Origin of the sequence: Thermoanaerobacter sp. A7A (assembly GCF_000445185.1) — a bacterium.
In the GTDB taxonomy this organism is placed as follows: Bacteria; Bacillota; Thermoanaerobacteria; order Thermoanaerobacterales; family Thermoanaerobacteraceae; genus Thermoanaerobacter.
On sequence record NZ_AVAF01000057.1, the window covers coordinates 1 to 2474 of the forward strand.

Genomic DNA, 2474 nt, shown 5'->3' on the forward strand with positions numbered 1-2474 from the left:
GATTGTTCTTTATTATGGTTTGAGAGATTATAATTTGCATTTAAAATTTTGCATAAACGGAGGTCGAAGATGGATAGTGTACTTTCTGTAAAAAATCTAAAAAAGTATTATAGCAAGGTAAAGGCAGTTGATGGGATTTCTTTTGAGATTTATCCTGGTGAAGTTGTAGGGCTTATAGGTCCAAATGGTGCAGGGAAAAGCACTACTTTAAAGACTATAATGGGGCTTTTGAGAAAGACGGAAGGAGAAATAAAAGTATGTGGTTATGATTACAAAGATAAAGAAGCGAAATTTAAGCTCGCTTATATACCTGAAACTCCGGATATATACCCTATGCTTACAGTTTGGGAGCACATGAAATTTATTGCTCTTGCCTATAAACTTGAAAATTGGGAAGAAGAGGCTTTAGAATACCTTGAAGCTTATGACCTTATGGATAAAAAGGATGAATTGGGAGCTAATTTATCAAAGGGCATGAGGCAGAAGGTTATGGTAATATGCGGACTTTTACACAAACCAGAGGTTATGCTTTTTGATGAGCCTTTTGTAGGACTTGATCCAAAAGCTATAAGAGAACTTAAAGATACCATAAAAGAGCTTAAAAAAGAAGGGAAGTCTATACTTTTGAGTACACATATGTTAGATTCTGTGCAAAATCTTGGAGACAGGGTGCTTATCTTAAAAACAGGAAAACTCATATATGAGGGCACACTTGAAGAAGTAATGAAAAAGGTAGGACCGGGAGGCTCATTGGAAGATTTGTTTTTGGAGGTAACAAAATGAGTGAGATAAATGCACTTTTTATATTTGAATTGATGAAGATAAAAAATTCAATAAAGGATATTATTAGAAATCCAAACAGAATATTTGTTTATCTTTTTATGTTTTTAGGATATTTTTTGATGCTTATTTCTATTATTCTTGGGAATATGGATAATAAGGCAAAACTTTCTCAAGTAAGTGAGCTCAAGTTATCCTTTTTAGAGGCAGGTTTAGTTATAATAATACTTTTTGAGATAATACTTTCAATATACAGTTCTTTAAAACAGCCTGGAATAATTGTTGAAGATGGAGATATGACTTTTCTTTTTTCATCACCTATAGATGAAAGAAAAATCTTTTTGTGGTATATGGTTAAAGGTATTTTCAAGTATTTTGCTCTTTCGATACTATTTGTGGTGTATCTACCTTTTTTAAGTAATATGATGTCAGTTACTGAATATTCATCAAATTTGGTATATGGATATTTAGGCATATTTACCAATATATTTGCTTTAGTGCCGCTAAATTTTTTAATTTACTCAATTTCAATGAAATTTAATGCAAAAAAATTGATACAGTACATTCTATCTGGTATTTTAATTTTAATTGCAGGTTTTGGATTTTATTTTATATATAAGGCAGGAAGTATATTTGGCATTATTGATTATTTATCTTCTAATGCATGGGACTATGTGCCTATATTGGGGCCTTCAAAGCTACTTATTCTTTCATATTTTACAGGTGAGGGTGCTTATAACTTAGAATTAGTGTTTATGCAGTTGTTAACAATAATTAGTATTATTTTGATAGCCTTATATTTTGCAACAGATTATTACGAAGAAGTTATTACTTACAGTGAAAGAGTCAGAGAAATAAGAAATAAAGTTAAAAAAGAAGGCTTTTATAGTTCAGCAGAAGAATCGGCTAAGAAAATAAAAAAGAAAAAAGATGTAGTAATTAATCTACAGCCCAAAGGTCCATGGGCTTATATATGGCTAAAAATGGTTGAAAATAAAAGGAGTTTAGGTTCTATATATTTTAATTACTACAATTTATTTTTACTATTAGCATCAATTGCTTTTGGATATTTTTTGCCCAAGGATGACCCTACTATTATATTTGCAATGTCCTTTTTGTATGTATATATAGCATGGCTTTTTAGCTTTGCTTCTACAGTTAGTACAGAATTAAATAAAATGTATATATACATAATTCCGGGAGAGGGAATTGAAAAATTGATAGCTGTTAATCTTATTCCATTACTTAAAGCTTTTATAGCGGCAATACTTATTATTGTTCCGGCATCAATATTTATGAAACCTGGAATTTTAAACACTATTACGGCAATAGTTTTTATTATAAGTTTTTCAACTTTAGACAGTTTTTCTGCTGCATTCATGCAGCTTTTACTTCCTTCAAAACAAGACCTTAAAGTAGCAATGCCTTTATTTAAGATTTTTGGTTTTTTATTTATACTCTTACCAGTAGTAGCAGTAGCGGTTCCCTTAGGTATTATAACAAAGAATATGGTAATAGGAGTTTTAACAGCGGCTTTAATGATGTTTTTGGAATCGGGAGTGTTTTTACTTTTTGCAAACTTTATATTTGAGAGGTTGGAGCTGAAATAAAGTCCCTTTGTTTTTAACTTTATAATTTATGATGGTATTACAAGGATTTGATAGTGAGATGGGAGTGAGAGCTATGTCAAAAGA

Annotated in this window: 2 protein-coding genes; both read left to right on the top strand. The window is 30.6% G+C overall.

The annotated features are described in order from the left end of the window. The first annotated feature begins 69 nt into the window (after positions 1-69). Positions 70-783, top strand: a complete 714-nt coding sequence (locus tag M663_RS0103805; protein ID WP_029687981.1) for an ABC transporter ATP-binding protein — start codon at positions 70-72, stop codon at positions 781-783. Continuing rightward, positions 780-2390, top strand: a complete 1611-nt coding sequence (locus M663_RS0103810) for a putative ABC exporter domain-containing protein (RefSeq protein ID WP_029687982.1) — start codon at positions 780-782, stop codon at positions 2388-2390. The genes M663_RS0103805 and M663_RS0103810 overlap by 4 nt, the downstream gene beginning before the upstream one ends. Positions 2391-2474: the final 84 nt, after the last annotated feature.